At 58.3% G+C, this 26,293-nt stretch carries 20 protein-coding genes and 8 pseudogenes; 22 read left to right on the top strand and 6 right to left on the bottom strand.

Translation table 11 applies throughout. The annotated features are described in order from the left end of the window. The first annotated feature begins 151 nt into the window (after nt 1–151). The 8 genes and pseudogenes from tnpA (at nt 152) to LMTR21_RS24995 (ending at nt 7,022) form a co-directional block, all read left to right on the top strand. Complete coding sequence (tnpA, locus tag LMTR21_RS25025; protein WP_065756718.1) at nt 152–556, top strand: IS66-like element accessory protein TnpA; 405 nt, start codon at nt 152–154, stop codon at nt 554–556. Continuing rightward, a complete protein-coding gene (gene tnpB / locus LMTR21_RS25020) occupies nt 553–900 on the top strand; it encodes an IS66 family insertion sequence element accessory protein TnpB (protein WP_065756717.1) in 348 nt (115 codons plus the stop codon). Before tnpA ends, tnpB begins: the two co-directional genes overlap by 4 nt. Nucleotides 901–945: 45 nt before the next feature. Then, a pseudogene (gene tnpC, locus LMTR21_RS25015) lies at nt 946–2,521 on the top strand (IS66 family transposase). 125 nt (nt 2,522–2,646) lie between these two features. Further along, nucleotides 2,647–3,501: a condensation domain-containing protein gene (locus LMTR21_RS25010; RefSeq protein WP_065756716.1), complete on the top strand. Its 855-nt coding sequence runs from the start codon at nt 2,647–2,649 to the stop codon at nt 3,499–3,501. 59 nt (nt 3,502–3,560) lie between these two features. Further along, nucleotides 3,561–3,740 (top strand): AMP-binding protein, encoded by a 180-nt coding sequence (locus LMTR21_RS40260; protein WP_187399185.1) that lies wholly within the window; start codon nt 3,561–3,563, stop codon nt 3,738–3,740. Next, nucleotides 3,682–4,011, top strand: a complete 330-nt coding sequence (locus LMTR21_RS25005; RefSeq protein WP_141688664.1) for a hypothetical protein — start codon at nt 3,682–3,684, stop codon at nt 4,009–4,011. The genes LMTR21_RS40260 and LMTR21_RS25005 overlap by 59 nt, the downstream gene beginning before the upstream one ends. Nucleotides 4,012–4,121: 110 nt before the next feature. Then, nucleotides 4,122–5,222: an ABC transporter ATP-binding protein gene (locus tag LMTR21_RS25000; protein ID WP_065756715.1), complete on the top strand. Its 1,101-nt coding sequence runs from the start codon at nt 4,122–4,124 to the stop codon at nt 5,220–5,222. Between the two features lie 21 nt (nt 5,223–5,243). Further along, nucleotides 5,244–7,022, top strand: coding sequence for an ABC transporter permease subunit (locus tag LMTR21_RS24995; RefSeq protein WP_065756714.1), 1,779 nt, complete (start codon nt 5,244–5,246; stop codon nt 7,020–7,022). A gap of 437 nt (nt 7,023–7,459) precedes the next feature. Here the strand turns inward: LMTR21_RS24995 and LMTR21_RS24990 are convergent, their stop codons facing one another. Further along, complete coding sequence (locus LMTR21_RS24990; protein WP_065750578.1) at nt 7,460–8,734, bottom strand: IS256 family transposase; 1,275 nt, start codon at nt 8,732–8,734, stop codon at nt 7,460–7,462. A gap of 121 nt (nt 8,735–8,855) precedes the next feature. On the opposite strand from LMTR21_RS24990, the pseudogene LMTR21_RS41915 reads away from it, so the two are divergent. Next, nucleotides 8,856–8,945: pseudogene (locus tag LMTR21_RS41915) on the top strand (hypothetical protein); the annotation flags it as partial. Between the two features lie 36 nt (nt 8,946–8,981). Here LMTR21_RS41915 and LMTR21_RS41910 read toward each other — a convergent pair. Both LMTR21_RS41910 and LMTR21_RS24975 read right to left on the bottom strand, forming a co-directional pair. Next, nucleotides 8,982–9,341 (bottom strand): annotated as a pseudogene (locus LMTR21_RS41910) (hypothetical protein); the annotation flags it as partial. 1,054 nt (nt 9,342–10,395) lie between these two features. Continuing rightward, nucleotides 10,396–10,576, bottom strand: a pseudogene (locus tag LMTR21_RS24975) (IS3 family transposase); the annotation flags it as partial. 59 nt (nt 10,577–10,635) lie between these two features. Here LMTR21_RS24975 and LMTR21_RS24970 point away from each other — a divergent pair. After that, nucleotides 10,636–11,531 (top strand): annotated as a pseudogene (locus LMTR21_RS24970) (IS3 family transposase); the annotation flags it as partial. A 470-nt stretch (nt 11,532–12,001) separates the two neighbouring features. Here the strand turns inward: LMTR21_RS24970 and LMTR21_RS41055 are convergent. Further along, entirely contained in the window at nt 12,002–12,100 is a 99-nt protein-coding gene (locus tag LMTR21_RS41055; protein ID WP_246174182.1) for a transposase, read from the bottom strand. On the opposite strand from LMTR21_RS41055, the gene LMTR21_RS41050 reads away from it, so the two are divergent. The 6 genes and pseudogenes from LMTR21_RS41050 to LMTR21_RS24940 all read left to right on the top strand — a co-directional run bounded on the left by LMTR21_RS41050 (nt 12,099) and on the right by LMTR21_RS24940 (nt 18,318). Beyond that, a complete protein-coding gene (locus LMTR21_RS41050) occupies nt 12,099–12,416 on the top strand; it encodes a hypothetical protein (protein WP_246174172.1) in 318 nt (105 codons plus the stop codon). The two genes, LMTR21_RS41055 and LMTR21_RS41050, sit on opposite strands and share 2 nt — an antisense overlap. Further along, nucleotides 12,376–12,692 (top strand): annotated as a pseudogene (locus LMTR21_RS24960) (integrase core domain-containing protein); the annotation flags it as partial. The gene LMTR21_RS41050 and the pseudogene LMTR21_RS24960, both read left to right, overlap by 41 nt. A gap of 483 nt (nt 12,693–13,175) precedes the next feature. Continuing rightward, entirely contained in the window at nt 13,176–13,433 is a 258-nt protein-coding gene (locus LMTR21_RS40255; RefSeq protein WP_065754853.1) for a hypothetical protein, read from the top strand. 995 nt (nt 13,434–14,428) lie between these two features. After that, nucleotides 14,429–15,727, top strand: a pseudogene (gene ectB / locus LMTR21_RS24950) (diaminobutyrate--2-oxoglutarate transaminase). A gap of 499 nt (nt 15,728–16,226) precedes the next feature. Further along, the gene (locus LMTR21_RS24945; protein WP_141688467.1) at nt 16,227–16,841 is read left to right on the top strand and encodes a hypothetical protein; all 615 of its coding nucleotides are present in this window, start codon (nt 16,227–16,229) and stop codon (nt 16,839–16,841) included. A gap of 142 nt (nt 16,842–16,983) precedes the next feature. Next, nucleotides 16,984–18,318 (top strand): IS5 family transposase, encoded by a 1,335-nt coding sequence (locus tag LMTR21_RS24940; RefSeq protein ID WP_065754854.1) that lies wholly within the window; start codon nt 16,984–16,986, stop codon nt 18,316–18,318. Nucleotides 18,319–18,535: 217 nt separating this feature from the next. Here LMTR21_RS24940 and LMTR21_RS24935 read toward each other — a convergent pair whose 3' ends face one another. Beyond that, a complete protein-coding gene (locus tag LMTR21_RS24935; RefSeq protein ID WP_141688468.1) occupies nt 18,536–18,790 on the bottom strand; it encodes a hypothetical protein in 255 nt (84 codons plus the stop codon). 182 nt (nt 18,791–18,972) lie between these two features. Further along, complete coding sequence (locus LMTR21_RS41635) at nt 18,973–19,344, bottom strand: hypothetical protein (protein WP_347339127.1); 372 nt, start codon at nt 19,342–19,344, stop codon at nt 18,973–18,975. A 589-nt stretch (nt 19,345–19,933) separates the two neighbouring features. Here LMTR21_RS41635 and LMTR21_RS40250 point away from each other — a divergent pair. The 6 genes and pseudogenes from LMTR21_RS40250 (at nt 19,934) to LMTR21_RS24905 (ending at nt 26,105) form a co-directional block, all read left to right on the top strand. Continuing rightward, nucleotides 19,934–20,101, top strand: coding sequence for a hypothetical protein (locus tag LMTR21_RS40250; RefSeq protein WP_187399184.1), 168 nt, complete (start codon nt 19,934–19,936; stop codon nt 20,099–20,101). Between the two features lie 482 nt (nt 20,102–20,583). Next, nucleotides 20,584–21,827 (top strand): annotated as a pseudogene (locus LMTR21_RS24925) (IS256 family transposase). Nucleotides 21,828–22,594: 767 nt separating this feature from the next. Next, nucleotides 22,595–23,341 (top strand): FAD-binding protein, encoded by a 747-nt coding sequence (locus LMTR21_RS24920; RefSeq protein WP_084030819.1) that lies wholly within the window; start codon nt 22,595–22,597, stop codon nt 23,339–23,341. A 216-nt stretch (nt 23,342–23,557) separates the two neighbouring features. Beyond that, nucleotides 23,558–23,680, top strand: a complete 123-nt coding sequence (locus LMTR21_RS41630; RefSeq protein WP_347339126.1) for a hypothetical protein — start codon at nt 23,558–23,560, stop codon at nt 23,678–23,680. Between the two features lie 235 nt (nt 23,681–23,915). Then, nucleotides 23,916–24,638, top strand: a complete 723-nt coding sequence (locus LMTR21_RS24910) for a helix-turn-helix transcriptional regulator (protein ID WP_065754878.1) — start codon at nt 23,916–23,918, stop codon at nt 24,636–24,638. A 387-nt stretch (nt 24,639–25,025) separates the two neighbouring features. Next, complete coding sequence (locus LMTR21_RS24905; RefSeq protein ID WP_187399413.1) at nt 25,026–26,105, top strand: cytochrome-c peroxidase; 1,080 nt, start codon at nt 25,026–25,028, stop codon at nt 26,103–26,105. The last annotated feature ends 188 nt before the right edge of the window (nt 26,106–26,293 follow it).

Raw genomic sequence — 26,293 nt, 5'->3', positions numbered from 1 at the left:
CTACACGCTGCGGCCTTCCGGCAGGGTCCTGGTTGACATCCGCCGCAGCAACTGGCGTGTGGCGACAAGGACAGTATCCCTCCGCCAAGGGCCGCCTTGTTTGACGAACGCGATCGCTGCAGGTCCTAGGGGTAATCCTAGGAGAAGCGCTATGACGATTTCGCGGGCGGAGGTGATCACATCGGTCGAGCGGCGGCGCCGGTGGTCGCAGGATGAGAAAGAGCGGCTTGTTGCAGCATCGCTCGAGCCCGGCGCCAGTGTTTCCGAGGTGGCTCGCATGGCCGGGCTTCATGTGAGCCAGCTGTTCAGGTGGCGCAAGGAGCTTTGCAAACACGCTGAAGCGAGTATAGCGCCGTTCGTGCCGGTCGAGATTGGGTCGTCTGTGCCGCCGGGGGAGGTGGCCGCCGAAGCGCCATTGACGACGACGGCGGCGCGTCGACGGAAGAGCCAGGGCATCATCGAGATTGATCTTGGTAGCGGGCACCGGATCCGGGTCGATGGCGACGTTGATGGAGACGCACTGCGTCGCGTTCTCGATGCTTTGGTACGCCGATGATCCCGGTTCCGACGGGCGCGCGAGTGTGGCTCGCGACAGGCTACACGGATATGCGCCGAGGCTTTCCGTCGTTGGCACTCCAGGTGCAGGAGGTGCTGCGCAAGGACCCGCTCAGCGGTCATCTGTTCGTCTTCCGCGGTCGCCGAAGCGATCTTGTGAAGGTAATCTGGCACGATGGCCAGGGAGCATGCCTGTTCATTAAGAGACTCGAGAGAGGAAGGTTCGTCTGGCCATCGGTTGCGGGCGAAGCTGTGACGATCTCGCCGGCTCAGATGAGCTACCTGTTGTCCGGAATCGATTGGCGCAACCCGCAAGAAACCCAGCGTCCGACGCGGGTCGGATAGCCGTTTTTGGTTTGAATCTGCTGCTTGATCTGATTCAATGGCTTCATGATAGCGAAGCCGGACGATCTTCCATCGGACCTTGTCAGTGCCCTGGCAGCGCTGCAAGCCGAGCGTGAGGCCCGGCTGCGAGCCGAGGCGATGGCTGCCAGCGCGCAGGCGGAGCTGTCGGATAACGCGGCGCTGATCGCGCATCTCGAGTTGCGGATCGAGAAACTCAAGCGCGAACTGTACGGGCAGCGCTCCGAGCGCACGGCGCGGCTGATCGAACAATTGGAATTGGAGCTCGAAGAACTCGCCACCACGGCGAGCGAGGATGAGCTTGCCGCGCGGGCCGCCGCGGCGAAAACCCAGAGCGTGCGCGCCTTCACGCGCAAGCGGCCGGTACGCAAGCCCTGGCCGGACGACATCGAACGCGAGCGCGTCGTTATCGAGGCCCCGAAGAGCTGTGCCTGCTGCGGCGGATCGCGTCTAGCGAAGCTGGGCGAGGATGTGACCGAGACGCTGGAGGAGATCCCGCGCCGGTTCAAGCTGATCGAGACGGTGCGGGAAAAGTTCACCTGCCGCGATTGCGAGAAGATCAGCCAGCCGCCGGCACCGTTCCATGCCACGCCGCGCGGCTTCATCGGTCCGCAATTGCTGGCGACGATCCTGTTCGACAAGTTCGGCATGCATATCCCGCTCAATCGCCAGAGCGCGCGCTTCAAGTGCGAGAGGATCGACCTGCCGTTGTCGACGCTCGCTGACCAGGTCGGCCACGGAACCTTCGCCGTCATGCCGCTGTTCCAGCTGATAGAGCGTCATGTACTCGCAGCCGAGCGCCTTCATGGCGACGACACCACCATCCGCATCTTGGCGAAGGGCAAGTGCACGACCGGCCGGATCTGGACCTATGTGCGGGATGACCGGCCCTACGGTGGGCCGGCGCCGCCGGCTGGGGTCTATTACGCCTCGAGCGATCGACGGGGCGAGCATCCCCAGAAGCATCTGGTCGCCTTCGCCGGCATTTTGCTTCGCCCATGCGCGGCGGGGCTTCTTCGAGCTGGCCGATATCAAGAAAACCGCTCGGGACGGACAGAAAGGCAAACCGGTCTCCCCGATCGCGCTGGAGGCGGTCAGGCGTCTTGACGCCCTGTTCGAGATCGAGCGCGCTATCAACGGCCGCAGCGCCGACGAGCGGCGTATTGTGCGCCAGGAAAGAAGCAAGCCGCTGCTCGACGACATGCACGACTGGCTACTCCGCGAGCGAGAAACCCTCTCGCGCTCCTCCGAGGTCCTGAAGCCCATGAATTACATGCTCAGGCGCTGGGCCGACTTTGCCCGCTTCCTCGACGATGGCAGGATCTGCCTCAGCAACAACGCCGCCGAAAGAGCGTTGCGCGGCATCGCCCTGGGAAGGCGCAACTGGACCTTCGCCGGGAGCATGCGCGGCGCCGACCGCGCCGCCATCATGCTGACGATGATCACGACCTGTCGCCTGAATGACGTCGATCCCAAGGCCTGGCTCGCCGACGTCCTGGCCCGTATCGCCGATCTTCCTGCTTCGCGTCTGCACGAACTGCTCCCTTGGGAATGGAAGCTTCTGCGCCAAGCCGGCAATCCCGACGATCAGCAAGCCGCCTGACCATCACCCATCATACAGTTCGCCACGCCTGCACGTATGTGTCGATCAGGCGGCCTTCGTCGTATGGATACCAAGGACAGAGGATGTTGATGTTTGGTTTGCCAGCTCAGACGGTCTGACTCTGGATGCACGGACGCTTCGCGAGGCAGTCCGGTCTGAATGTAGGCGATCGCCTCCCGATTTTGAGCGATGAGGAGGCGCGGAGCATAACTGTTGCCCATGGAATATTGGCGCCTCGGGAGAAGTTTTGGCGGCAGCGGCTTGAGCAGCTTAAGACATTGCAGCTTCCGTTTCTGTCGTCTTCGGAAACTGTGGCTTCGCCCAGATTGCAGTCGAGTTCCTGGCTCACTCCAAGTGCTTTGGCCGAGTTGTCGCCATTTGATCGTACTAAGTACTTGTTGAGTGCTTGGCTGATCTATCTCGCCCGCATCACGGGAGAATCCGAGCTTCAATTGGGGTGGACTCCCGCAACGAATGGTTCGCGAGCCGGGGTGAAGGCGGTGGAGGTGCTTGTTACCCCTGTCGTGCCGATGCAAATGACCATCGATCTCGGTTGTAATTTTGCAGGAGTACGCAGGGCGGTCGCGGCCGAATGCGCGGATCTGAAGGAGTACGATACTTTTCCGCGGGATCTTATCGCGCGCGCTCCAACCTTGCGGGTCAAGGAAGCGCTACAATCGCGCCGACCCTGGCCGATTGGCGTGACGGTGACAGCAAATTGCTGTTCTGCCGCTGGTAGTCTAGCTTCGAGTCCGAGTTCTGAGACTGCCCTATCCGGTGATTTGCTGACGTTTGAGGTTTGCGCTCTCGATGGGACCTCTCGGATGCACTTTGATGCCAGTCGCTTTGCGCGCGAGCAGATCGACCGGATGACGCAGCATTTGCAAAACTTGTTGTGTGCTGTAATAGCCGATGCGCAGCAGCCGGCCGCACGGTTTGAGCTGCTGTCCTCCGAGGCGCATACCTCTTGGAGGAGCTGAACCGGACGGCGGCACCCTATCCGTAGGAGCGGTGCATCCATGAGCTGTTTGAGGCGCAGGTGCGGCAAGCGCCGGATGCGGTGGCGGTGGTTCATGCGGACGAACGCTTAAGCTATGACGAGCTCAATGCACGGGCGAACCGCTTGGCGCATCATCTGATCGCGCTTGGTGTGAGGCCGGGTGTACCCATCCGGTGTGGGCCGCGGACGGAGGGATTACTGGGTCATTCCAAAGGGTAGTCCGAATGCGCAAAACGCTCAAAAGTTCATCGCGTCGACCGCCCGTGCCGACCGTCAGGCCGCGTTTGCCAAATTGTTTGCTCAATCTCCAAGCAATCGCAACGCCTACAGGGGCATTCCTGAAGATATTGGTCGCAAACTTGCGACCAATCCTGATTATGCTGCTGGCAGCTACCCAACTAACGTGAAGTGGTACACAGAGATCGGATCTGATGGTTTATCGAACCTCGATCAATTAAAACAGCGCTGGAAAAAGTGGATCGTTCTCTAAAGAGACCTGCGCTTCGTGCAAGGTCCTCAGCTAAGTGGGGCGCGCTGATTTCAATAGTCGGCGCGCACCATTATTGGTATGCGCGCGCATCCGTCTTTGGAGTAACTCTGATGAACTTGCATCTTGGAAACGTCACCCAATTTTCCTCCGAGGAGACGGCATTGAATGAAAATCCCGTAGCTGCGCAGATTGAGTTTCGTCATGTCACAAAGATGTACGCGCGAATTACTGCAGTTAAAGACGTGTCGCTCACAGTTGGACAAGGCGAGTTTGTAACCATACTAGGTCCTAGCGGTTCGGGTAAGACTACGGCTCTAATGCTGCTCGCAGGGTTCGTGGCGCCAAGCAACGGAGATATCCTGATTTCGGGGAGGTCGGTGGCCGCAGTGCCATCTTACCGGCGCGACCAAGGTATCGTCTTCCAGAACTATGCACTGTTTCCGCATCTGACAGTGCGCCGTAACCTTGAATTCCCGCTCGAAATGCGCGGCATGAAAGCCCCCGACCGGGTAAAGCGGGTGGACCGGATGCTCGAACGCGTGCGTCTCGCCGAGTTTGGCGATCGCATGCCGTCGCAATTGAGCGGCGGGCAGCAGCAGCGCGTGGCGCTCGCCCGCGCACTGATCGCCGATCCACCAATTCTACTGCTCGATGAGCCGCTTGGCGCACTCGACCGTAATCTTCGCGAGCAGATGCAGGGCGAGATTAAGAGCCTGCACAGGGAATTCGGCAAGACCACCATTTGCGTCACGCACGATCAAGAGGAGGCGCTCACCCTTTCGGATCGCATCGTCGTCATGCGCGCTGGACAGATTGAGCAGACTGACACCCCCGAAGCCTTATACGACCGCCCTGCGACGCGCTTCGTAGCGACCTTTCTCGGCGAGGCTAACATCCTCGAAATCCGCGATTTCAAGATCGAAGCGGACGCTGCGCAGCCTTCCGGCACGGTTGCTGTGGTCCGGCCGGAACGTGTCTGCATTGCCGCTCCCGGGGCACCGAAGCGTGCCGACGCGGACCTGCGCCAGTCCGTCACGGGCAAGGTGGACGACATGATCTATGCCGGGCCCTTGCGCAAATACCAAGTGCGGGTCGGTAGCAGCATGGTGATCGTGCGCGAGCATGTCGCTTCCGGGCAGCAGACATTCGAACCGGGCGAGGAAGTATGCCTGGGTTGGCTGCGGTCCGATGTCCGCTTCGTCAAGTGTTGAGAAGCGACGAGGGAAGGCGCAATGGAAGTGCTTCAGAAATTCGGACGAATGCCTGCCGGACTCACCATTCCCGCAATCGCAATCCTGCTCGTTGTGGTAGGAATACCGACCATTCAGCTCTTTCTGACCAGCCTCAATGCGCCGTCGTTTTCCCTAGTTAACTATCAGGCGTTTTTTGAGCAACGGGCCGATGTCGTTATTCTTTTCCGAACCGTCACGATGAGCGTCGTGGTCACGGCCATCTGCGTTATCATCGGCTACCCAACCGCCTATCTGATCGTGGCCGCCCCAAAGCGTTTGCGCAGCACGCTCGTGGTATTGGTGCTCATTCCTTGGTTGACCAGCGGTTTGGTACGCACCTATGCATGGACCGTGATCCTCGGTGATCATGGACTCATCAACAATCTGCTTATCTACATTGGAGTGATTTCCAGTCCACTGACGCTCGTCTACAACCGCCTAGGCGTCTATATCGGCATGGTGCATATCATGCTGCCGATGATGATCCTGCCGCTGCTCAGCGCAATGCAGGGCATCGACAAGTCATTAATGGCGGCAGCCCGCAGCATGGGCGCGCGGCCTTTCACCGCCTTCTGGCGCGTGTTCTTCCCGCTCAGCCTGCCTGGCCTGCGAAGCGGCGCTTTGCTGGTCTTTGTAGGGTGCCTCGGCTTCTATATCACGCCACAGGCCCTCGGCGGCTTGAGCGATGCTATGCTTTCGGGCTTTATCGCCGACCAATTCCAAAGTACCTTTGACTTGGCGCCCATCGCCACCTCTGCCTATATCCTATTGGCCATTGCCATGGTCGTGCTCTCCGTATTCGGATTTAACCTGTCCGATGTGCAAGGCCGTCACGCACAGATATCGCATAGGGCTCGTTTGAGCCAGTCTCCCACACTTGGCCAAGGGTCCCGCTATATCAACGACATCGTCACTCATTATCGCGCTAAGCGCTGGGCGACCCATCTCTATCAAGTCGCTCATAGCGGTACTTGGTCGAAGTTCGTTGGTATCGTCTTTATGTTATCCGTGTTGGTATATTTGCTATGCCCGGGCTTGATTGTCATCATTATGTCGTTCAGCGGTGCCGCGTTTCTAGAATTCCCGCCCTCGAGCCTTTCACTACGATGGTACCAGTCGTTTCTTGGTGACCCATCATGGACCGGTGCTCTTTGGACCAGCGTCCAGCTTGGCATTGCGGCTACTATTGTATCTACCATAGTTGGTACGCTGGCAGCATACGGACTTAGCCGCACATCTTCGAGGCTACGCAGCTTTCTGATCATGGTGATCCTGACGCCCATTACCATTCCTGTTATCGTCGTCGGAGTTGCGGCCTATCTCGGTTTGGTCAACCTCGGGCTGCTCGGCTCCAAGACTGGCATTGTCTTGGCGCACAGCATCGGAGCCATCGCCTCTGTTGTTGTCATCGTTTCGGCCACTTTAGCTAACTTCGACCGAACATTGGAGCAGGCAGCTCAAAGCATGCGGGCTGGACCACTGAGAACATTTACGAGAGTGACGCTTCCGTTGACCCGACCAGGTATCATCGCCGGAGCTGTGTTCGCCTTCATGCACTCTTTCGATGAGGTCGTCGTAACTTCGCTGGTCAGTGGGTTTGCGGTCACTACTCTCCCGTTGAAGCTGCTGGAGAATATCAAGCAGCAGATCGACCCAACGATCGCTGCAGTGGGGTCATTGCTGACGCTCATGCCCTTGCTTTGGCTTGTTGCTCTTTATTTCGTCTGGCGACGATCGAGGCTAAATGCTTCCCATATGCTGGCGGAACCGGCGACTTGACGACGAACGCAATCCAACGCGTCCAAGTCCCGACTTATCCAAGCAGATACAACCTCTCACTTAAATTCGAAGGAAATGATGCAATGGCAATGCCACAAGGGCCACAGGCTTTCCCGCGGGATGAATATTTCTCTCCGCGGTTAAATTGGAAATGAAGCGGCGAGACTGACGTGTTGATGGTGACTAGTCCGTCCAACATCACGTATCTTACCGGCTACACATGTTCCTCAGGGCTTAGTTGTCTCGCTGAAGGAGGACAAGCCCACGTTCCTGACGCGTCGCATGGATGCCCCTGCTGCACTCCATCACATGTTCATGGATACTGGTCGAGTAATTGGGTATTCGGAAAATTTGGTAGGCCATCCTGAGATGGACAGTTTTGGGAGATGTCCCGATCGCTGTTGAACTACGTCGGACCGGCGTTGGCGGAATGAATGTTACGCGGCTCTCGTGACGTGGGCAACGGGCTTGATCGTCATGCGATCGTGGTGAGCTTGAAGGGCCGCACGCAGAACCGACAATTGCTTATGCGCCTTCAATCGTCGGAAGCCCTTGTTGGCCTCGATCATGCCGGCCGCGACCCATCGCAAGGCCATGCCGGCATCCCGCCAGCGTTTGACGTTGCGCGTGACGCGGCGAATGGTACCCATCATGTTCTCGGCGATGTTGGTACAGGCGAGCGATCGACGCAGCTCCTTCGGCAGCTTCAACCGGACGACAGTCAGGATTTCGTCGAGGCCTTCGAGAATGCTGGCCGCTACGCCGGGCCATTGCTGGTCGAGTCGACGCGCGAGATTGCGGATCAATTTTTCAGCCTTGTCGGCATCATCGAGCTCCCAGGCCTGGCGCAGCACCCGACGGGTGGCCGCATGATGCTCTTTCGGCAGGCGTTCCGTGATGTTGCGCGCCTTGTGGATCTGACAGCGCTGGATCGCGGCGGCCGAACCGAAGGTGCGGCGGATCGCCTTCGACAACGCTTTCGCGCCGTCGACGATGAACAGTCTTGGCACCGTCGGGGCGAGCCCGCGGGAGACCAGGTTGTCCAGCAGGGCTTGAACCGTTGCGGCGTTCTCGGTTGCCCCTTCCACCAGCGCCAGCGGATGCTTGTTGCCTTCACCGTCGACCCCGATCGCGGCGACCAGCACGAGATCGTCGCCGAGATGCAGCCCGTCGATTTGAACCACCAGAAGGTCGAGCGCGGACAGATCGGCAGCCATGAAGTCGGCCAGCCGCGCCGCCGACAGCGCCACAAACCTCCGCGAGGCCGCCGACTTCGAAACCCCCGATCCGGGCGGTGCCGGCACATCACCCTCGGGCAGCCGGACAGCGCGGCCGAACCGGCGCGTCGATACATTGATCAGCATCAGGTTCATCGCCCAGCGACCAAGCCAGTCCTCCTCCGCCGCCGTTTCCCAGCTCGGGATCGTGACCTCGCGGCCGTCCAGGCCCCGGACCCGCGGGCGCTCGACCTCGATCTTGCCGCCGTGGAAGCCGATCCGTCCCCGCGTTCGGCCCCAACGGTGCGCCCGCCGCGCCGCGTCGCGACCGTGGCGCGGCCCGCAGGCCGCCGTGACATCCGCCTCCATCATCGTGCCGAGCGCCTCGATCCCTGCCGCAAGGCAGAACCGATCGAAGCTCGCCCGCACTTCTGCAAACGCTTCGTCCACAGCCCCGGTCGCCGGCGAACCAGCCGGTGTGATATCTCTCGTCATGGCGTTGCTCTCCTTTGTGGAATCAGCACCCCGAGCCTACCGGCTCAAGGGGGGCAACGCCGACCTCTTCAGAAATTCAACAGAACCCCGGGACATCCCCCAGTTTTGACGTCATCATTGACTGCTTACACGAGCACAACGTTGCCCGCAGCGGTTAGGGCTTGAGGCGAAGTCGCTTGCGGCACAAACGGTTGAGAAGATTAAGAGCAAAATGTCGGAAGCGAAGGTGGTCGATTTTAGCAATGCCGTGACTTGGATCCGGTTGGTCAAGTCTGATCTCGAAATTTCGGTTATGAAGGAGGCTGCCGCAATCACCGACGCAGGGATGTTGCGGGCAAAAGAGATCATCCGTCCGGGCGTCAGAGAATCTGATGTCGCAGCTGAGTTCATTGCGACCTTGGTGATCCTTCAGAAATCGGCGGCGCCACTTGCCAACTGTGTTCATGGCTGCCGAGTTCGGCAGCCACGGACTTGCTTGGCAAGCCATCCGCACCGCAGGATCGCGCGGCACTGATCAGATAGCGACCGGGCAACACGATGACCACGAACTTGCCTCACTCAGCACCAACGGCGCGATGCGCCGGCCTCTCACACCCGCATTCGTCACGAGCGCTCTCCTCTATCGAGAGATTCGAGCTATCATGTAATTGACGAACTTGCGTTCCGGATGACTAGCGCACCTCTTCACGATACGATGTTCCCACCAAAGTAGGTAGTCTCTCAAGACAAGTTGATGATGTAACACAATCTGCTATCGCGATCCAATGGGTGATGTGGCTCGTCGTCATAGGAGAAAGGGTGCAGCAATGAAATTAGCGAATCCGTTATGAGTTTCACGCTTCCTCCAAAGTGTATGACCACGCCGCCATTCGGAAAGACTTCAACCTTTCGATAGGATTCGATTTTCTTGAGTACGTCTCGATCACGGGGAGCATTCCGACCAAAGGGCGGACCTATCCAATTTTTGGGCCCGATCGCTCGCCCATTAAATCAGGCGAGGGATATTGGTTCGTAGGCGTTGACAAGAACAACGAGGTCGTCGTTGCCGGGGCTGCTCGACTGTATGACCTATCGAACAGCAATCTTGCGGAACATGTTGAAAGCCTGTGGTTCTTCTACGCTGAGCCGAGAAAACATGCACATCCTGATGATTGTTGTATTTGCACAGCGCCAAATGCGCGGCAGATCACTGGAAAAGGGGCCTACCACGGGGACCTTTCGGTGCGCAGAGAGATCATGACAGGAATAACGCGCGGTGCGTCTCTTGCGACGTGGGGCTCCTGATTTTATGTGTTCTCTTGCCGGGCAGTGATCCGTCGAGAAGCGTGTCTACGATGTATCGCGCTGTGAACCAGGTGGTTCGATATTAAGAATGGTAGCCGAGGATATTGTGGATGCCGATTGGCCTTTTTGGACAACCGGTGAGGACTTGATGAGGTTAGTCAATGCTCAGGCGGAAGCGCCGTGACATTATCTTCGCGAATGTCGCTGGCGGGACGACCCGCTGGCTGACGACGTTTGGAGCTTCATGAGCAGCTGATAATTTGGCTCACGCGCGCAAGCTGCCTGATAGTGTCGATCCCACCGTGCAGTGATTTACCGGACGCTCGAGTAGTTTTCCGAGGTCGTCCACATAGACGAAGCTCAAAACTTTAGTGTCCGGCAACGCGCCGTCCTGACATCGAGGTCTCCGGAATGACACCTAAGCATTCCTGGTAACGTCGTCGACGATATTGAGGTAGCGTCCACAGAAGTGCCGGCGTTGGCGAACTGGTCATGGACGAAGTCCAGCCACCAGCGAGCGTTGGGCTTGTGCTCGACCAGGATCGGAGCCCTATGACCTTGTCCCATGGGGTTAATCTAGTTTGAAGTTCGTTCTGGCCCACAACAAGGACCAGAGCATGAAGCGCAGCCGTTTTTCGGAAGAGCAGATCATCGGGATTTTGAAGGAGCATGAGGCCGGGGTTTCGGTTGCTGATCTGTGCCGCAAGCATGGCGTCAGCGACGCCAGCATCTACAAATGGAAGGCCAAGTTCGGTGGGAGGCCAAGCGGCTGAAGACGCTGGAGGACGAGAACACACGGCTGAAGCGGCTCTTGGCCGACGCCATGCTGGACAATGCTGCCTTGAAGGACCTCGCGGGAAAGAAATGGTGACGCCCGCGGCCAAGCGGAAAGCTGTCGCCCATCTCCAAGGCGCCTTCGGGATGAGCGGACGGCGGGCGTGTAAAACCATCGGCTGCTGCCGCATGACCATGAGATACCAAACCACCCGGGCCGACGAAGCCGGCCTTCGCCAGCGCATGCGGGCAATCGCCCAGGAACGTCGTCGTTTCGGCTATCGACGCCTGCACGTGCTGCTCAAGCGGGAGGGCTATCTGGTCAACCACAAGAAGCTCTTCCGTCTGTACAGGGAAGAGAGGCTCGCGGTGCGCCGCCGTGGCGGCCGCAAGCGGGCGATCGGGGGCGTCGATGACGGTGCCGATGGCGCCGAAAGACCGCTGGTCGCTCGACTTTGTGTCGGATAAGCCGACCTGCGGCCGCCGCTTCCGTATCCTCATCGTCGTCGATGATTGCGCTCGCGAGTGCCTGGCGCTGGCGGCCGATACCTCGCTCTCCGGCACCCGCGTGGCGCCGGACCGGCTGGTGATCGAGCGCGGCAAGCCCAAGACGGTGGTCAGCGACAACCGCAGCGAACTGACCAGCAACGCCATCCTGACCTGGACCGATCAGAGCCGCGTCGCATGGCACTACATCGCGCCAGGCAAGCCCATGCAGAATGCCTTCATCGAGAGCTTCATGTGTAGACGGCCCCGCGGATGCAAGGGATTTCAGCAGCACTTTGGATACCGGTCGGGTGCGTTCATGTATACGGCCCGTTAGTGCGAGCGATACCATGGTCGCTGGCCCTGATAGAGATTGCGGACGAGGCCTCATCAACGGGGCGCGCTTGTTCCGCTTAAAGCTCTTCGGGCTTGCTCGATCCCAGCTCCGCCGGATTCCATCATGCTGTCATTTGCCCTCATACTATAAGGTGGTAAGGATGCGCGGCAGCTCAGGCCGCGAGCTTAGGCCGATAGAATTCCCCGGTCGTCATCATCGCCCAGACGATCCGAGCTAACTTGTTGGCAACGGCGATCGCGACGACCATGGGCCGACGTCGCTCAAGTAGGGCTAGATCCAGCCGTCTCCGACCCGTGAGTGCCTTCAGATATCGAACGACGTTCCGTGCTCCGATGACAAGCAAGTGCCTGAGACAGGAAATCGCGCTATTTCGTTATGCGGCCGAGCCGATCCTTCCCGCCAGTTGAATTCTGCTTAGGTGTCAGGCCAAGCCAGGCCGCGAACTCTCGCCCGGAGCGAAACATGCTCGCGTCCGGCACGGTCGCAGCGAGAGCCGTGGCCAGTTATGGGACCAACGCCGGAAATGGAGGACAACAACTTCGCCATCGGATTTACTCTCTGGATGAGAGCCAGCTCACGCTCGATAGCCTCGACCTGCTGGTCCAATTCCTTCAACTGGTTCACAAGAACAGCCAGCGCCAGACGGGAATTGGCTGGCGCGCCAGCGCCTCGTTATCCAACAAGTTCACAAGACCATCCACCCGTTGCCGGCCTTGCCCGACGATGTTTCCGAACTCAGCAAAGCGAGCTCGAATGGCACAAGCCGTCATGGTTCGCTGACGGACCAGCACGCCTCTTGCGCTATGAAGCATTGAACGAGACGCTGTTTACCTCCAGGTCCAGGCCCGCGTCGCGCTCGGATGCTGGTGCGCCGATTACAACGATGCACGCCCACACTCGCGGCTCGGACGGAAGACGCCCTCCGAGTTCGCCTGCAGCTGCCATCCGCGCCGGGATCTGGCGCAGCGCTATGCCGAGGGCTCCGCGCCAGCTCCCGTCGCTACCACTGCGCAACCGGGCAACTCCAATAGCCGGAGCGAACTCAAGGTTGGATAAAACTCCAAGGTCGTGCGGCTTCCACAATCGCCCGGTATCACAATGGATTCAGGCACTTTGACGGCTGGGATGGAAGTAGATCCGGCCAACCTGGTCCGCTATCGGGCGAAATGCTTCAGCAGTGCCATCAATGATCTGCGAACGACGTAGCGACCTCTGTGACCAAGCGATCAAATCCTGCGCGAAGCCTCCGATAACTCCGGCCTAGGCAGCCTTGCTGCTATCCCGAGCCTCTCGCGACGCTGGAGTATAGCCAAGCTCATGTCCGTCCGCTTTGCTGGTGGGCGATGCAGAAAACAGGTGAGCAGCTCAGGCCTTCCTTTGGAACCATGGATAGGTGCCGCGCTGCGGTTAGCGTCGCCGAAATCCGGGAGTCGCACTCAGCGAATCTTTGGATACGTCATTGTCAAGCCAACACCGCGGTTTCCGCGACAGGTTATACCCGCTCAGGCCATGGATGCTATTGTGAGCCGGCACAGGTCCGTGATCGTCGCAGGCGGGAAGCGCCGCTATGCGACGGATCGCCGGAGCGACCATCGGAAAAGCTGCGCACTCAAACAGGATGGCCGCAATCCCCGGATTGATAGCGCGCAGGCGCATGACGCAAGCGACGAGATCTGTCTCGATCGCAGCGAGGTCGATCATCGGCGCCGGACGCAACGCGTCGTGCCAGAACTTGCCGCCTTCCATGCCGCCTATTTTGATCCTCGCCCGCTCGGCTGGATGGTCAACCCCGAGTAGATCTTCACCATAATGGATCGAGTCGTAGGTTAGGACGGCGATCTTCGCATTCTGGGGCAGTTGGCGGAGCAACGTTGGTAGAAAGGAGCAGGCTCGACATTACTACTGGAACGTTTACAGACGCGGCCACCGCCTGCCGATGCCGGATAGAGAAGCCGCAGGTTGAGCTGATCGCGACGGCTCCTCGTTCGACCAGTGGCCTGGCGGCAGCTATGTAAGCCGGCTCAAGGGTTGGATCGCCACGGACGACGTTCTCTACCCAAGCTCCGGGGACCGTTTCCGAGATGACCGGGAAGTTGAAGGCGGCCGAATTCAGCATCGGGCCGAGGCGGGGCGTTGGCGGCTGGTCGCCGGGCGGGAGCCCGCGTTCGAGGTTGAGCACCGAGAGATCGTTGGATATTCGGAATCATTGACGCGACCTAGCGAGTTATTTCAAATTCCCTAGTGTCGGTTCTGTTTGCGGTCGAGCTTTTTCATCCGATGAGAAACGCCAAGGCTCCCATTCGATTAGATCCTTTCGATCGAGCCAGTGTTTTCATTGAGTTCGCCCACCATTTAGCCGTTAACTAGAACAAGGACCTATAGATGATCTGGGCTTTGGCTTCGTTCCACATAGCTGCATCGAACCGGGGCGCTTGCGGCGGAGGCGATCGAAGCTGATAAAGGCCGCAAAGTTCCCCAATTGCCGCTCTGATCGCCCGTGCTTCTGAACTGGCTCACTCGTCACGATAGGAAGCACCCAAGCCGCCAACCGTCCTCCAAGGCAAGCAGTTTTCAGGCATCGATGATGCGTGCCTATAAGATGAAGTTTCTACGGCCTCGGAATCGCAGGGAATACTACCGATCTTAGTAGGTTTGCCGGTGCTCGTTTCTCAGCTAACTGAGCGGAGCCGGGAAACCGCATCAGGCAAGAGAAGGTTCGAGCCGCACGTTATAGACTCGCGATCCTGAAACTGGCGTGGTTGTTCTTTGAACCAGCGTCCGAGGAGACGGCCATGGATAAAGTAATCAGCCAGTCGCGCAAGATGGAACGTTTCGAGACCCTCGAGTCCAACGTCCGCTCGTACTCACGTTCGTTTCCCGCCATTTTCAGCCGTGCGCGCGGCTCCATCATGCTAACTGAAGATGGCCGAAAGGTCATTGACTTCTTCTCTGGTGCTGGAGCGTTGAACTATGGTCATAACAACCATGCGATTAGGGAGGTTATCGCTGAGTATCTAGCATCGGATGCTGTAGTCCATGGTCTTGATATGGCGACACCTGCAAAGCTTGAATTTATGGATACTTTCAGGTCTGCCATACTTCGGGAGCGGGGTCTGGAATATCGCTTCCAATTCACTGGGCCAACAGGCGCTAATGCCATCGAGGCAGCTTTAAAGCTCGCACGCAAAGTTACTGGGCGTCAAAACATTATTTCATTCACGCACGGCTATCATGGCATGAGCTTAGGAGCGATCGCCGCGAGCGGTAATCGGTTTTATCGCGCAGCCAGTGGCGTTTCTTTATGTGGCGCAACCTTCATGCCTTTTGATGGTTATTTTGGCCCGGCTGTCGATACTGCCAACTACCTGTGAAAGGTATTGACGGACGAGAGTAGTGGCTTTGATCATCCAGCGGCCATTCTCGTGGAAACCGTGCAAGGTGAAGGCGGCATAAATGTAGCTGGTGAGCAATGGTTGAGGTCTGTTCAGGCTATTGCAAAAGAAGTTGGCGCCGTCTTCATAGTCGATGATATCCAGATGGGATGCGGTCGGACGGGTGACTTCTTTAGCTTTGAGTCCGCGGATTTGTCGCCAGACATTGTCGCGATGTCAAAATCGCTAAGTGGGTACGGTCTTCCACTTTCAATGTTGCTGATCAAAGAGGAGTTCGACGCCTGGCGACCAGGGGAACACACTGGCACGTTTCGAGGGAATAATCTCGCACTTGTGTCAGCAACCGCCGCTATAAATACGTATTGGCGCTGCCCAACGTTCTCGCAGCAGGTTCAGCGCATGGGGGAAGCTATGCGACGGCGACTCCAGGTCATTGCATCAAAGCATGGAAACAATTTTGTTGTTCGAGGCCGTGGCATGGCTATAGGGTTTGACTGTCAAATAGCTGAGATTGCCGCGACGGCGACGCGCAAGGCCTTCGAAAAGGGGGTGATTATCGAACGATGCGGGCCCGTTGATCAGGTCGTAAAGTTTTTGCCTGCACTCACGATCGACCACGAGACAATGGATGAAGGCCTTGAGCTGTTCGAGGAAGCTTTGGCCGAAACACTGCAAGAGGTGAGAACACCGGCGAACTGAGGTCGGTCTCACCCACAAGATTGTTGCCGATACATGAGCCGGCCGACGAAATTCACTTCGTTAGCATGCGGCAATGCATGCCGCTCACCAGTAGCCCCTGTGCCGCTACTGTCTATTCGGACTGTGCTACTTTCCAGCCGTGACGATTTAGGACGTCTCTGCCGCTTCTTCGCTATACGTTAGGACGACCAGCAACGGGTGTGCCCGCCAGTATTCTACCCGGTGAAATTCGCCTCGACGGCGGCGTGCTACTAACGACCCATGCTGGGCTTGAACAGCGTCGGTGCGACCGTTGTTATCTGACGCAGAGGACCTCTCCAGCTTAGGCCCACTTCGCTAGACATGTGGGATCAAGTAGAGGCGTTTGCTTATGGGAGAGGCTCGTGACGAACAAGATTGTTCCCGCCAAACTAGGTAGTCTCTCGAGATTGGTTGATGATGTATCACTATCTACTATTGCCCGTGACGCGGATCGTCGCGATAAGAGAAGGGTGCTGCAATGAAACGCGTGGTTAATCCTTTACAAGTCTCACGCTTCCTTCAAGTGTATGACCAGGCCGCCACTCGGAAAGGCGTCAAGCTTTCGATAGGATTCGATTTTCATGAGTACGTCTCCATCACGGGGAGCATTCCGACCAAAGGGCGGACCTATCCAATTTTTCGGCCTGATCGCTCGCCCATTGAATCAGGTGAAGGATATTGGCTCGTAGGCGTTGACAAGAATGACGAGGTCGTGCTCGTGGAGGCTGCTCGACTGTATGATCTCTCGAACAGCAATCTTGCGGAACATCTTGAAACCCTGAGATTCTTCTACGCTGAGCCGAGCAAACATGCACATCCTGATGATCGTTGTATTTGCAGGGCGCCAAATGCGCGACAGATCACTGGAAAAGTGGTCTACCACGGGGACATTTGGGTGCGCACAGACTTTAGGGGACAGGGTATGCCAAAGATCATGACGGGAATAATGCGCGGTGTGTCTCTTGCCATGTGGGCTCCTGACTTTACGTGTGGTCTTGCCGGGCGGTGGTCCGTCGAGAAGCGTGTCTACGATGTGTCGCGCTGTGAACCAGGTGGTTCGATAGTCGTCCGTGAAGAATGCGGAACGGCCTGAGCAATAAGCAGAATCGGTCTTGATATAGTATTGGATTTTGCAGGAAAGCGGTGTGTTGGACCCCGCTTTCCTGCGTTTTGGGATTTTGCTTTTGAGCGATTCATGATTCCCTGACCGCGGGTCATCGGCATTGGGGAAGGCGATGAGCAAACCGCGGGATGATCGCCAGAAAGACCTGCTGCTTCCGGCCCTCGATCAAATCATCGACATGGGTCACCCGCTGGTGCGGTTGGCGGCGCTGATCGACTGGAACATCCTGGATGACCGCTTTAGTTCGGTGTGCCAAGCGGGGTCGGGGCAGCCTGGCCTGCCGACACGGCTTGTCGCCGGCCTGTTCATTTTGAAGCACATGCACAACCTGTCAGATGAGGTGCTGTGCGCTCGCTGGATCGAGAACCCCTATTACCAATACTTCTGCGGCGAATTGAGCTTCTGCCACCGTCTGCCGTTCGATCGATCGTCGATGACACGCTGGCGCCAGCGGCTCGGCGAGGAACAGCTCGTCGCGCTGATCCAGGAAAGTCTGTCGGTGGCGCACAAGACTGGCGCGATCGGCCCCAAGGACCTGGAGCGGGTGGTCGTTGATACCACAGTGCAGCCCAAGGCAGTTGCGCATCCGACCGACGCGCGGCTGATGCATCGGGCCATCATCAAGCTCGTCGGGCTCGCCAAGCGCAATCGTGTGCCGCTGCGCCAGAGCTATCTGCGCCTGGCCAAGCGCGCCGCCATCATGGTCGGCCGCTATACCCACGCCCACCAGTTCAAACGCGCCCGGCGCCAGCTCAAGTTCCTGCGGACACGGCTTGGCCGGATCATCCGCGACATCCGCCGCAAGATTGATGGCGATGCGGTGCTGGAAGCTCGCTTCGGCCCGCTGCTCGGTTTAGCGCAGCAGGTGCGCAGCCAGGATCAGCATCAGCGCGGTCCGAAGGTCTATGCGTTACATGCCCCCGAGGTCGAGTGCATCGGCAAGGGTAAAGCCCGCGCGCCTTACGAGTTCGGCTGCAAGGTCAGTATCGCCACCCCCGTGACGTCTCCGAAGGGCGGACAGTTCGTGCTCCATGCCAAGGCACTGCATGGCAATCCCTTCGACGGGCACACGCTCGGCCCGATGATCACCGACATGGAGAAGCTCACCGGCGTGGAGGCTCGCCGCATCCACGTCGACAAAGGGTATCGCGGCCACAACCACCCGCATCGGTTCAGGGTCTGGATCTCGGGTCAGGTCCGCCGCGTCACCGCTTCCATCCGCCGCGAGATGAAGCGTCGCACGGCTGTCGAGCCCGTCATCGGCCACGTCAAGGCCGAGCACCGCATGGACCGCAACTATCTCAAGGGGCGCCTCGGCGACCGCATCAACGCTGTCCTCGCCGCCGCCGGCTACAACTTCGGCCTGCTCCTGCGATGGCTGGCAGAGTTCTTGCGCGTCATTATCCGCGGGTTCCTCGATACCCTCCCGGCCGAAAATATCGCTTGAGCCGGGCGCCCCGCTGGTTCTTCACGGACGACTCGATACTGCGGCTGGTAGCCGAAGGTATTGAGGACGATGATTGGCTTTCCTGGACAACTGGGGAGGAGTTGATCAGATTAGTCGATGCTCAGACAGAAGCGCAGTGACACTGCCTTCGATTCTCGCTGGCAGATGACCTGGTGGCTGACGATGTTTGGCACTTCATGAACACTGATATTTCGGCTCACGCCCGCGAGCTGCCTACGATATCCACTTCCTTCTGCAGCGAAGGGGAGCGACCTTCTTCATAGCCCATCAGCTCCTTGAGTGGTATGATAACTTCGCCGATATCCAGACAGAGGATGTGGCGTGATGGCTTGGGCACAAAAAGCCGCGTGCTCGACGCTGCAGAACGTACGACCTCTCGATCTGCGAGAATATCGGTCCGCCAGTTCGAAACAGAATCAGCGAAGATAATCAAAGAGTATTCGCCGGGCACGCGCCTCGACCTGCGCAGTGCCTGTGATGTCTGCACAGAAGAATCAGGTCCTGGCGATCGATCAGTATGGGGTCTCGTTAGGCAAGCTCGCGAATCGGACGCGAGAGAGGCGCGAGTATGATTGTTATTGATATGCTCGTGGGTTTTAATAGCGCACATTAAGTGGCGGCTGGGCGATTTCGTCAAACAGAGGGATGCGTAGGTTCGGGTAGGGGGAAACAATGGGCGTCATTGGCCGCAACAGTTTCTGTGTGATAGACTATGCAGCTGGAGCTGGTGATGGACTCGGCAGGCGGCCATGTGTCGGAATCGCATTCAAAAACCTGCGGTGAGGAGGCGGAGATATCGAGCTCTATTTCGTGCGATGCCTCGATGATCATTTCGGGATGGTGGCCATTCTCGAACAGCGCGTATTTGAGCGCTTCAGTGCGGTTTACAAACAGGCCACCAAAAATCCCGTTCTGTTCGCGGGCAACCCATTTGCCTTGACGATTCTTGCCAATTAGAACCGTCGACACTACCGGGCTGCATAAAGGAGGGTAGGCGCGCTTCACGTTTGGCGTCCTTGCTTGAGTCTCAATGTTGATGGACCATCTATACGAGCCGTCGCACGTCTCAATGGTGAAATATACCGCAAGAAGGAAGGAGAAGCCCCTACCATTTTCCGCAGGGAGGAGCGAGATTGGGCTCCTATAGATCTTTGCTCCAAGACTCATGGAACGAATGATCAGGCGTCCGGCCGGGTAGCGCGCACATGTTGCGTGTCTTGCGCATTCATTCAGGTGAGGCCGCCGAGTAAGCACTGGTTCGCAGAGTTGAGCAGTGTGCTGGTGGGCTGTTTCGATAAAGCTCTGCGGGGGCACACATATAGAGAGCCAATCTGTTTGGGGCAGCCGGCCGTTCGATGCGCGCACGCCTATCTTCACACGGGATAAGTGTTCAGTAGTAGGTGCGCGGGGGAGGGCTGGTGAGCGTTTCACGCCTAACAGGGCGTGAGCTGCATCATCCTAGGGCACCAAGCGGAGACAGTCGATCACCTGTCTCAATTGTTGACGCGCTTCCAGCAAGCGACAGGTCAGACGCGGCCGGAGAATTTCGTCGATGCCGCCTAGAGGATGCCGCTCGCCAACAAGCGAGTTCATCTTGGAAGCAGCTGTCCTCCAGAGCGAACCGGGCATCGCCACGCTCACGGAGTGTGCGCGCCAAGGCGCGCGCATTGTTGAAATTGCCGAAGCGGCCATCGCCGTCAACGAGCACGGGGAGCTCGGTCGATTCTATGCGCGCGACCATATCGACAATTTGGCTCCATGACGCTTACTTGGCATTGCAGCAGCCGAAAGCCACGCCACCGATAGGCCTGACGCCACAGACCTTTGAACCGTGCGCGATTGGCGATCGCGCTAGAGAGCCCGTCATGAGCTTCCCTGAGGAAGGAGACTCGTAGTTGAAGCAGATCTCAATGCGCAGCAGTTCTGCAAGTGAGGAGTCAGCGCGTCGATCAGCGTTGGTGGAGAAAAAAGATCGTGATTGATCTTGCATGCTACTCCTTGCAGCGTTCGATCGCCACGTGTGCAGCGGAAGTTGGGGCTGAGTCCTTACAATCACAAGATCTTGAAGGGTAGTAGCGGACGATCTAAAGCGCACCCGTCCACGATCGGCAAACTCATCAGCTCAGACTGCTTGCCTGCTCGAGTCGAGTACCATCCGACATCGCCTGCTCCTAGCGATGCGAAGCTGCAGGCGAATGGGCTAAGGGTTTGGTACTCGTGAGTTTACCTTGGAGGGGGATTCACATCCGGACTGATTCGACGATCACTCCTGAACTGCTGGACCAGCTTCTGGCGAACACCGCAAGCCCGAGGACCTGATTGGCAAGAAGGGGTTATTCAAACAGCTTAAGAAAGCGTTGATCGAGCGAGCGCTTGGGGCCGAGCTGACCGAGCATCTGGGCTATGAGAAGGGTGATCCCGGCGGCCGGGGCACTGGCAACAACCGCATCGGGACGAGTTCGAAGACTATCCTGACCGAGGGGCGCGAGATCGAGATTGCCGTGCCGCGCGATCGAGCCGGCAGCTTCGAGCCGCATCTGATCGCCAAAGGCCAGACCCGGTTCGACGACTTCGAGGACAAAATCCTGAACCTGTACGACCGCGGCATGACGGTGCCTGAGATCCAGGGCCATTGGCCGAGCTGTACGGTGCCGACGTCTCACCCGACCTGATTAGCCGGTGACCGACGCCGTGCGCGAGGAAGTCCGGGAATGGGAGAGCCGGCCGCTCGACGCTGTGTACCCGATCGTGTTTTTTCGATGCGCTGCGGGTCGAAATCCGCGACGAGGGACTGGTCAAGAACAAAGCGATCTAGTCGCGCTGGCCTACAACAGCGACGGCCGAGAAGGACGTGCTCGGGCTCTGGATCGAGCAGACCGAAGGCGCCAAGTTCTGGCTGCGGGTCGTCAACGAGCTCGAGACGCGCGGCGTCATTACATCCTGATCACCATTGTCGACGAGCTGAAAGGGTTCCGGAAGCGATCAATTCAGTTTACCCGCAAAGGCTGGTGCAGACCTGCATCGTGCACCTGATCCGTAACAGCCTTGGCTTCGTCTCCTGATCGCAAGGCGATCCTGCCCTCGATCAAGGCGATCTACCGGGCAGAGACCGCCGAGGCGGCGGCGCTTCGCCTTGCCGAGTTCGAGGCCGAATGAGGCAAGCGCTATCCCGCGATCGGAGATCTGGCGCAATGCATGGGAGCACGTGGTGCCGTTCTTCGCCTTCGCACCAAGCATCCGCAAGATGATCTACAACATCAATGCAGTCGAGGCGCTGCACCGCATCCTGCGCAAGATCATCAAGACCCGCGGCAACTTCCCGACTGACGAGGCGTCACTCAAGCTCTTGTCTCTCGCCATCAAGAACGCCGGCATTCATTGGGCGGCCGGTCGAATGGACCCCCGCCATGGGGCGATTCGCCACCCACTTCGGTCCGCGGCTTCCAAGGAACCACCCGCTGATGAGCACATCGACCTCACGACGCTGATCGCTTGGTTCGCACCTTCGCCGTCGAGCCCCCGCGCCTGCTACGCGCCGCTGCGCGGCTTCCGGGCTTGACCGTTCGGTCCGGCCAAGAAAAGTGGTCGGCCATACCGTCGATGCCCACCAGTCAGTAACTTAAAAGCCAACTTCAACCTTCAGAGAAATCGCTTACGCAAAATTTCGGACATCCTCTGGTTGCGCGCCCCGCTCTCGCCGCAGATGAGGGAGAACATAGTGTTAGGCCGCGCGGTGCTTGATCTACATCAACTAATGTCGCGGCTGCTCCAAACGGCGATGTCGCATTCCGAGCATGTCGCAATTGCGCCGATCGTAAATGCCCCAATCGATCACCAATTATCTCAAGCATTTCTCTCCACGCCTGATTCTCGCGAGTGCGGCAACTGGCATAAGCCTTGCTGTTCCGATCCCAGGTTCTCGGAATTCTGGAGTACCGTTTGCACGGTATCGTCTGCGTCAAAGAGGCTTCCAACTTCGAGCAGAGTCGCGGGCGCCCCGTGGGCAGCAACTCCATTCGGCATCCGGAGGTCGACCTTATCAACTGTTCGCGCTGGGCCCAGTTCCGGAGGGACGACTGCGGCGGCGATATAGCCGTGCTCATCGGTGGCCGCCGACCCCTACCCAAGGCACTAACGTTCGGCGCCGACCACATCGTGCGATCATTGAGTGTGTATTCGCCACGACGGCACACTGCGAGCAGCTTTGCGCTGGTGATCGCAATCCGCGAGACTGAGAGGGAGTAGGGCCCGGTTGATGCTATCTTCACTAGCAAGCAAACGATCGGCGGCGACACCACAAAGGTCGAGCCCGGCATTGCCAATCGGCCCGCCCTGCTGCAGCCAGCTTCGGTCGCCGCGACGGGGGCCGCGGATCTCGGCGCATCCACCATCAAGGCGGAGCGGCAATCAATTCGTACCAGGCTACGAACCCACAAACGTCAATCTGGCGTATGCCGATGTCGTGCTCGCCGAGAGTTTTGGGCGACGATGGGCCGAAAAGTTTCAAATGATGCGCCAGCTCGTCTCTGTCCTCAGCGACGACTGTGACTGCACAGGTCCGCTGGCGCAGAAGGACTGGGCCACCTCCGCCCGGCGGATCGGTCACACTGGCAAGATCATCCGGCCAGAGCTCATTAACGCGGTCGGCATTTCCGGCCCGATCCTATATCGGCGCGGCGTCAAGGCCGCCGACCTAATCGTCACATTGAGCATCGAGAAGAACGCGCGGACTTTCGAATTCGCCCATATTGGCAGTGACACGAACCGGCTGCTCGCGCCGCCGATGATCGCTTTCGCGCGCGTCTGCGGCCGCATTTATACGCCCAGACCGCGACGACATCGTGGTCGACGGCGGGGTAGCCGGCAAGCCCCCGCGCTACCTATGGCCAAGTTCGACATCAAGGCGCTCCGGCCCAAGTGCGACGAATATTTGCCCGCGCCCAGTGCCGGTACAAGATTCAGAAAAGCGGCCATCTCTTCACGAAGGGGATCATGCATTTGAAGCTTTACGTTCTAGTCGTGAATATCAACTACGGAGGCTGAAAAATGAATGCCGAGCCCTCAATGTGCCTCGAAGAGAAGTTGTTCTACAACCGCAATCACATCGATTTCGCTCGTTCCCATATTGAGGTGCGCGCGCACAACGCGGTCCCCGCAGCTGCTTTCGCTTGTGAAAGCCGGCCCCGCTCGCTAGTTCGAGCCGAACGCCGAGTGCGATGTGGAGATCACCATCGACGGCCGCATCGAATACGATACTCATCACGTCGCTGGCGAGCCCTCTGGCGACATAAAGTGGAGCTACCAGTGCCATGGTTCGGGCGTGTTGTTCAATCTGAAGTGAGAGTGGCGCTGCACCTCCGCTGCTCAATTGGCGTACCGGTTCGGTTGACCTGTCCCTTCTGGGCGCCTGCTGCGAGAGGTCAACGAATTCGGGAATAGCACTTGCCGCAGCGCGCGAGTGTTCAGGCTGGATGAAGAGCCGAGCAAGGGCGTCGCGCAGCGAAATAAAGCTAGCCGCCTAAAACACTCAATTGAAAGCGCAAGGCGGCCTCTTGGCCGTCCTCGTGAGGCGCCACATGGACTTATTCAGCTTCATCGAATGCGCGAAGCAAACGCGCTCTATTAAAGCGCTGTTCGATCTTCTTGTGAGCTGTGCGAGCGAGGAGGGCTTCAGTGAAGTCGCTTACGGAGCGCTTACCTTTGCGGAGCCGCCTCGTCTACTGGGGTACCTACCGCCTACGGGGACCGTGAACTTCCCGTCAGACTGGTGCCGCCGTTATTTTGAACGCAATTACCGTGTCATCGACCCGGTGGTCAGGCGGACACCAACGCTTCCGGGGCCGTTTGTTTGGGACGAACTCGCCAAACTGGAACCCGGCGAGAGGCGCGTACTAGACGAGGCCAAAGAGGCAGGTCTGAAGCATGGCATGAGTGTGCCATTGTTTGGGGCATTGGGCCGAATATCGGTGGTATCTTTTGCATCCCCATTCGACGAGGCCGATCCTCAGTATCGTATGAGTCACCTCAAAACACTGGCCTGGCACTTTCATCTTGCGTTTGCGGAGATCGCGCCGCCCTCCGAAAGCGGCTATGGCGGGAAACTTACCCTGTCTGAGCGCGAAAAAGACTGCCTGCGCTGGGTGGCGGAGGGAAAATCGTCTTGGGAAATTGGGAAGATCCTGAAGGTCAGCGACAATACAGTCAATTTTCATGTTAAGAACGCGATGCGCAAGCTGGGTACGACGAATCGCACCCAGGCCATCGTAAAGGCGATTCGCCTCAATCTCATTGAATTCTAGGCGGCGCCAGCGCTCGGCAACTGGATGCTAACTGATCTGAGCGTGTGGCGCCCGCTCGCAGGTTTCTCGATGGCATGACGACCCAATCTCGTTGAGAGCAGCAGCGAGCTGGATGCCGCATCGGTATAATCACAAAGGCCTGCGCCGGTCGCTCACGAATGGACCGCCGCCAGTTCGTGGCTGTCGCATTTCTGGCACCGCACGGGCTTCTGTCAGGTTCAAGACACCTAACGTCATCCGCTGGTCGCAATTGCTTTGAAGGTTAAATCAGCAGCTTAGCTTTTGCCGAGCGCCACTGGCACGGCGGTTGCTAGTAGATACAGCCATCACTCGGGCAAGCGTGAGTGCGTGACATAAACAGGGACGATGCTGTCCTGTTTGGCGCCGATGAGAGGTATTGTGAAAAAGTTAGCGTGGGTGCTTCACCTTGTACGCAAGCTATCCGTTGCGGCCGTTGTAGTGTTGGCCTCGTCAGAGGCTAGGCCCGAAGATGATTGGATGAGAGCTGCTAGGCAGATTTTCAAACCGATCCCCTCGATTATGCCTGCTGTGAAGGACAATCCGGTCACCCACGACAAGGTCGAACTCGGCAAGATGCTGTTCTTCGATCCGCGGCTGTCAGCCAGCGGGATCATCAGCTGCAATAGCTGCCATAATCTTGGTACCGGCGGTGTCGATGCCGGTCCGACCTCGGTCGGGCACGGCTGGCAGCAGGGCCCACGTCGGGCACCCACTGTTTATAACGCGGTATTCAATCTGGCGCAGTTCTGGGATGGACGTGCCGCAGACCTCAAGGCGCAAGCTAAGGGGCCCGTGCAGGCGCGTGTGGAAATGAACGCGACCCCAGATCATGTGCTCGATACATTAAATTCGATGAGTGACTATGTGATCATGTTCAAGAAGGCGTTCCCGAACGAGGCGTCGCCGGTCACCTTTGACAACTTCGCGAAGGCGATCGAGGCATTTGAAGCGACTCTGATTACACCCGCTGCTCCATTCGATCAGTACCTTGAAGGCGATACGACTGCTCTCAATGATCAGCAGAAGGCAGGATTGAAGCTCTTCATTCAAACGGGGTGCTCCTCTTGTCACGACGGAATCAACGTCGGTGGACAGGGTTACTTCCCGTTCGGCGTGATCGAAAGGCCGGGCGCAACTCTGCTTCCGGCTTCCGACAAGGGCCGATACGCGGTCACCAAGGCGGCCAGTGACGAGTACGTTTTCCGCGCCGCGCCGTTGCGCAATGTCGCGTTGAGGGCCCCATACTTCCATTCAGGCCAGGTTTGGAGCCTCAAGCAAGCGGTTGGCGTGATGGGTGAAACCCAGCTTGGCATCGAGCTCAGCAATAAGGAAAAGAACGATATTGTTGCGTTTCTGAATTCGCTGACTGGTCAGCTGCCTAAGATTGAGTATCCGAAATTGCCCACGCGTACCGACGCGACGCCGCGGCCCTCTTTAGGCGGATAGCATGGTTCTTCCACCGTAGTGGGCATTGCGCGTTCTTTGAATGCAAAGGAACAAGGCGCAGGCATTCGGGTATCTGCAATGCAAAACGTCGAAAAGGCGGAGCAGGATGGGAGCGGGGACACGAAAGCAAGTGCCCTATCAGCTGCCGGATGAAAGCGCAGCTATGATAAGGCGTCTGCTAGCACCAC

This window comes from Bradyrhizobium paxllaeri (genome assembly GCF_001693515.2).
GTDB lineage: Bacteria > Pseudomonadota > Alphaproteobacteria > Rhizobiales > Xanthobacteraceae > Bradyrhizobium > Bradyrhizobium paxllaeri.
Note: the sequence above shows the minus strand (reverse complement) of the source record. Positions and strands in the feature narration are given on the sequence as shown.

Bases quoted from the DNA above. Each gene is read 5' to 3' on its own strand.
- LMTR21_RS24920 (WP_084030819.1), top strand. From the start codon at position 22,595: ATGCTATCTTCACTAGCAAGCAAACGATCGGCGGCGACACCACAAAGG.
- LMTR21_RS41055 (WP_246174182.1), bottom strand. From the start codon at position 12,100: ATGTTTCGCTCCGGGCGAGAGTTCGCGGCCTGGCTTGGCCTGACACCT.
- LMTR21_RS24940 (WP_065754854.1), top strand. From the start codon at position 16,984: ATGAGCAAACCGCGGGATGATCGCCAGAAAGACCTGCTGCTTCCGGCC.
- LMTR21_RS24945 (WP_141688467.1), top strand. From the start codon at position 16,227: ATGAAACGCGTGGTTAATCCTTTACAAGTCTCACGCTTCCTTCAAGTG.
- LMTR21_RS25010 (WP_065756716.1), top strand. From the start codon at position 2,647: ATGCACGGACGCTTCGCGAGGCAGTCCGGTCTGAATGTAGGCGATCGC.
- tnpB (WP_065756717.1), top strand. From the start codon at position 553: ATGATCCCGGTTCCGACGGGCGCGCGAGTGTGGCTCGCGACAGGCTAC.
- LMTR21_RS24990 (WP_065750578.1), bottom strand. From the start codon at position 8,734: ATGACGAGAGATATCACACCGGCTGGTTCGCCGGCGACCGGGGCTGTG.
- LMTR21_RS24995 (WP_065756714.1), top strand. From the start codon at position 5,244: ATGGAAGTGCTTCAGAAATTCGGACGAATGCCTGCCGGACTCACCATT.
- LMTR21_RS24910 (WP_065754878.1), top strand. From the start codon at position 23,916: ATGGACTTATTCAGCTTCATCGAATGCGCGAAGCAAACGCGCTCTATT.
- LMTR21_RS25000 (WP_065756715.1), top strand. From the start codon at position 4,122: ATGAACTTGCATCTTGGAAACGTCACCCAATTTTCCTCCGAGGAGACG.
- LMTR21_RS41050 (WP_246174172.1), top strand. From the start codon at position 12,099: ATGCTCGCGTCCGGCACGGTCGCAGCGAGAGCCGTGGCCAGTTATGGG.
- tnpA (WP_065756718.1), top strand. From the start codon at position 152: ATGACGATTTCGCGGGCGGAGGTGATCACATCGGTCGAGCGGCGGCGC.
- LMTR21_RS24905 (WP_187399413.1), top strand. From the start codon at position 25,026: ATGAGAGGTATTGTGAAAAAGTTAGCGTGGGTGCTTCACCTTGTACGC.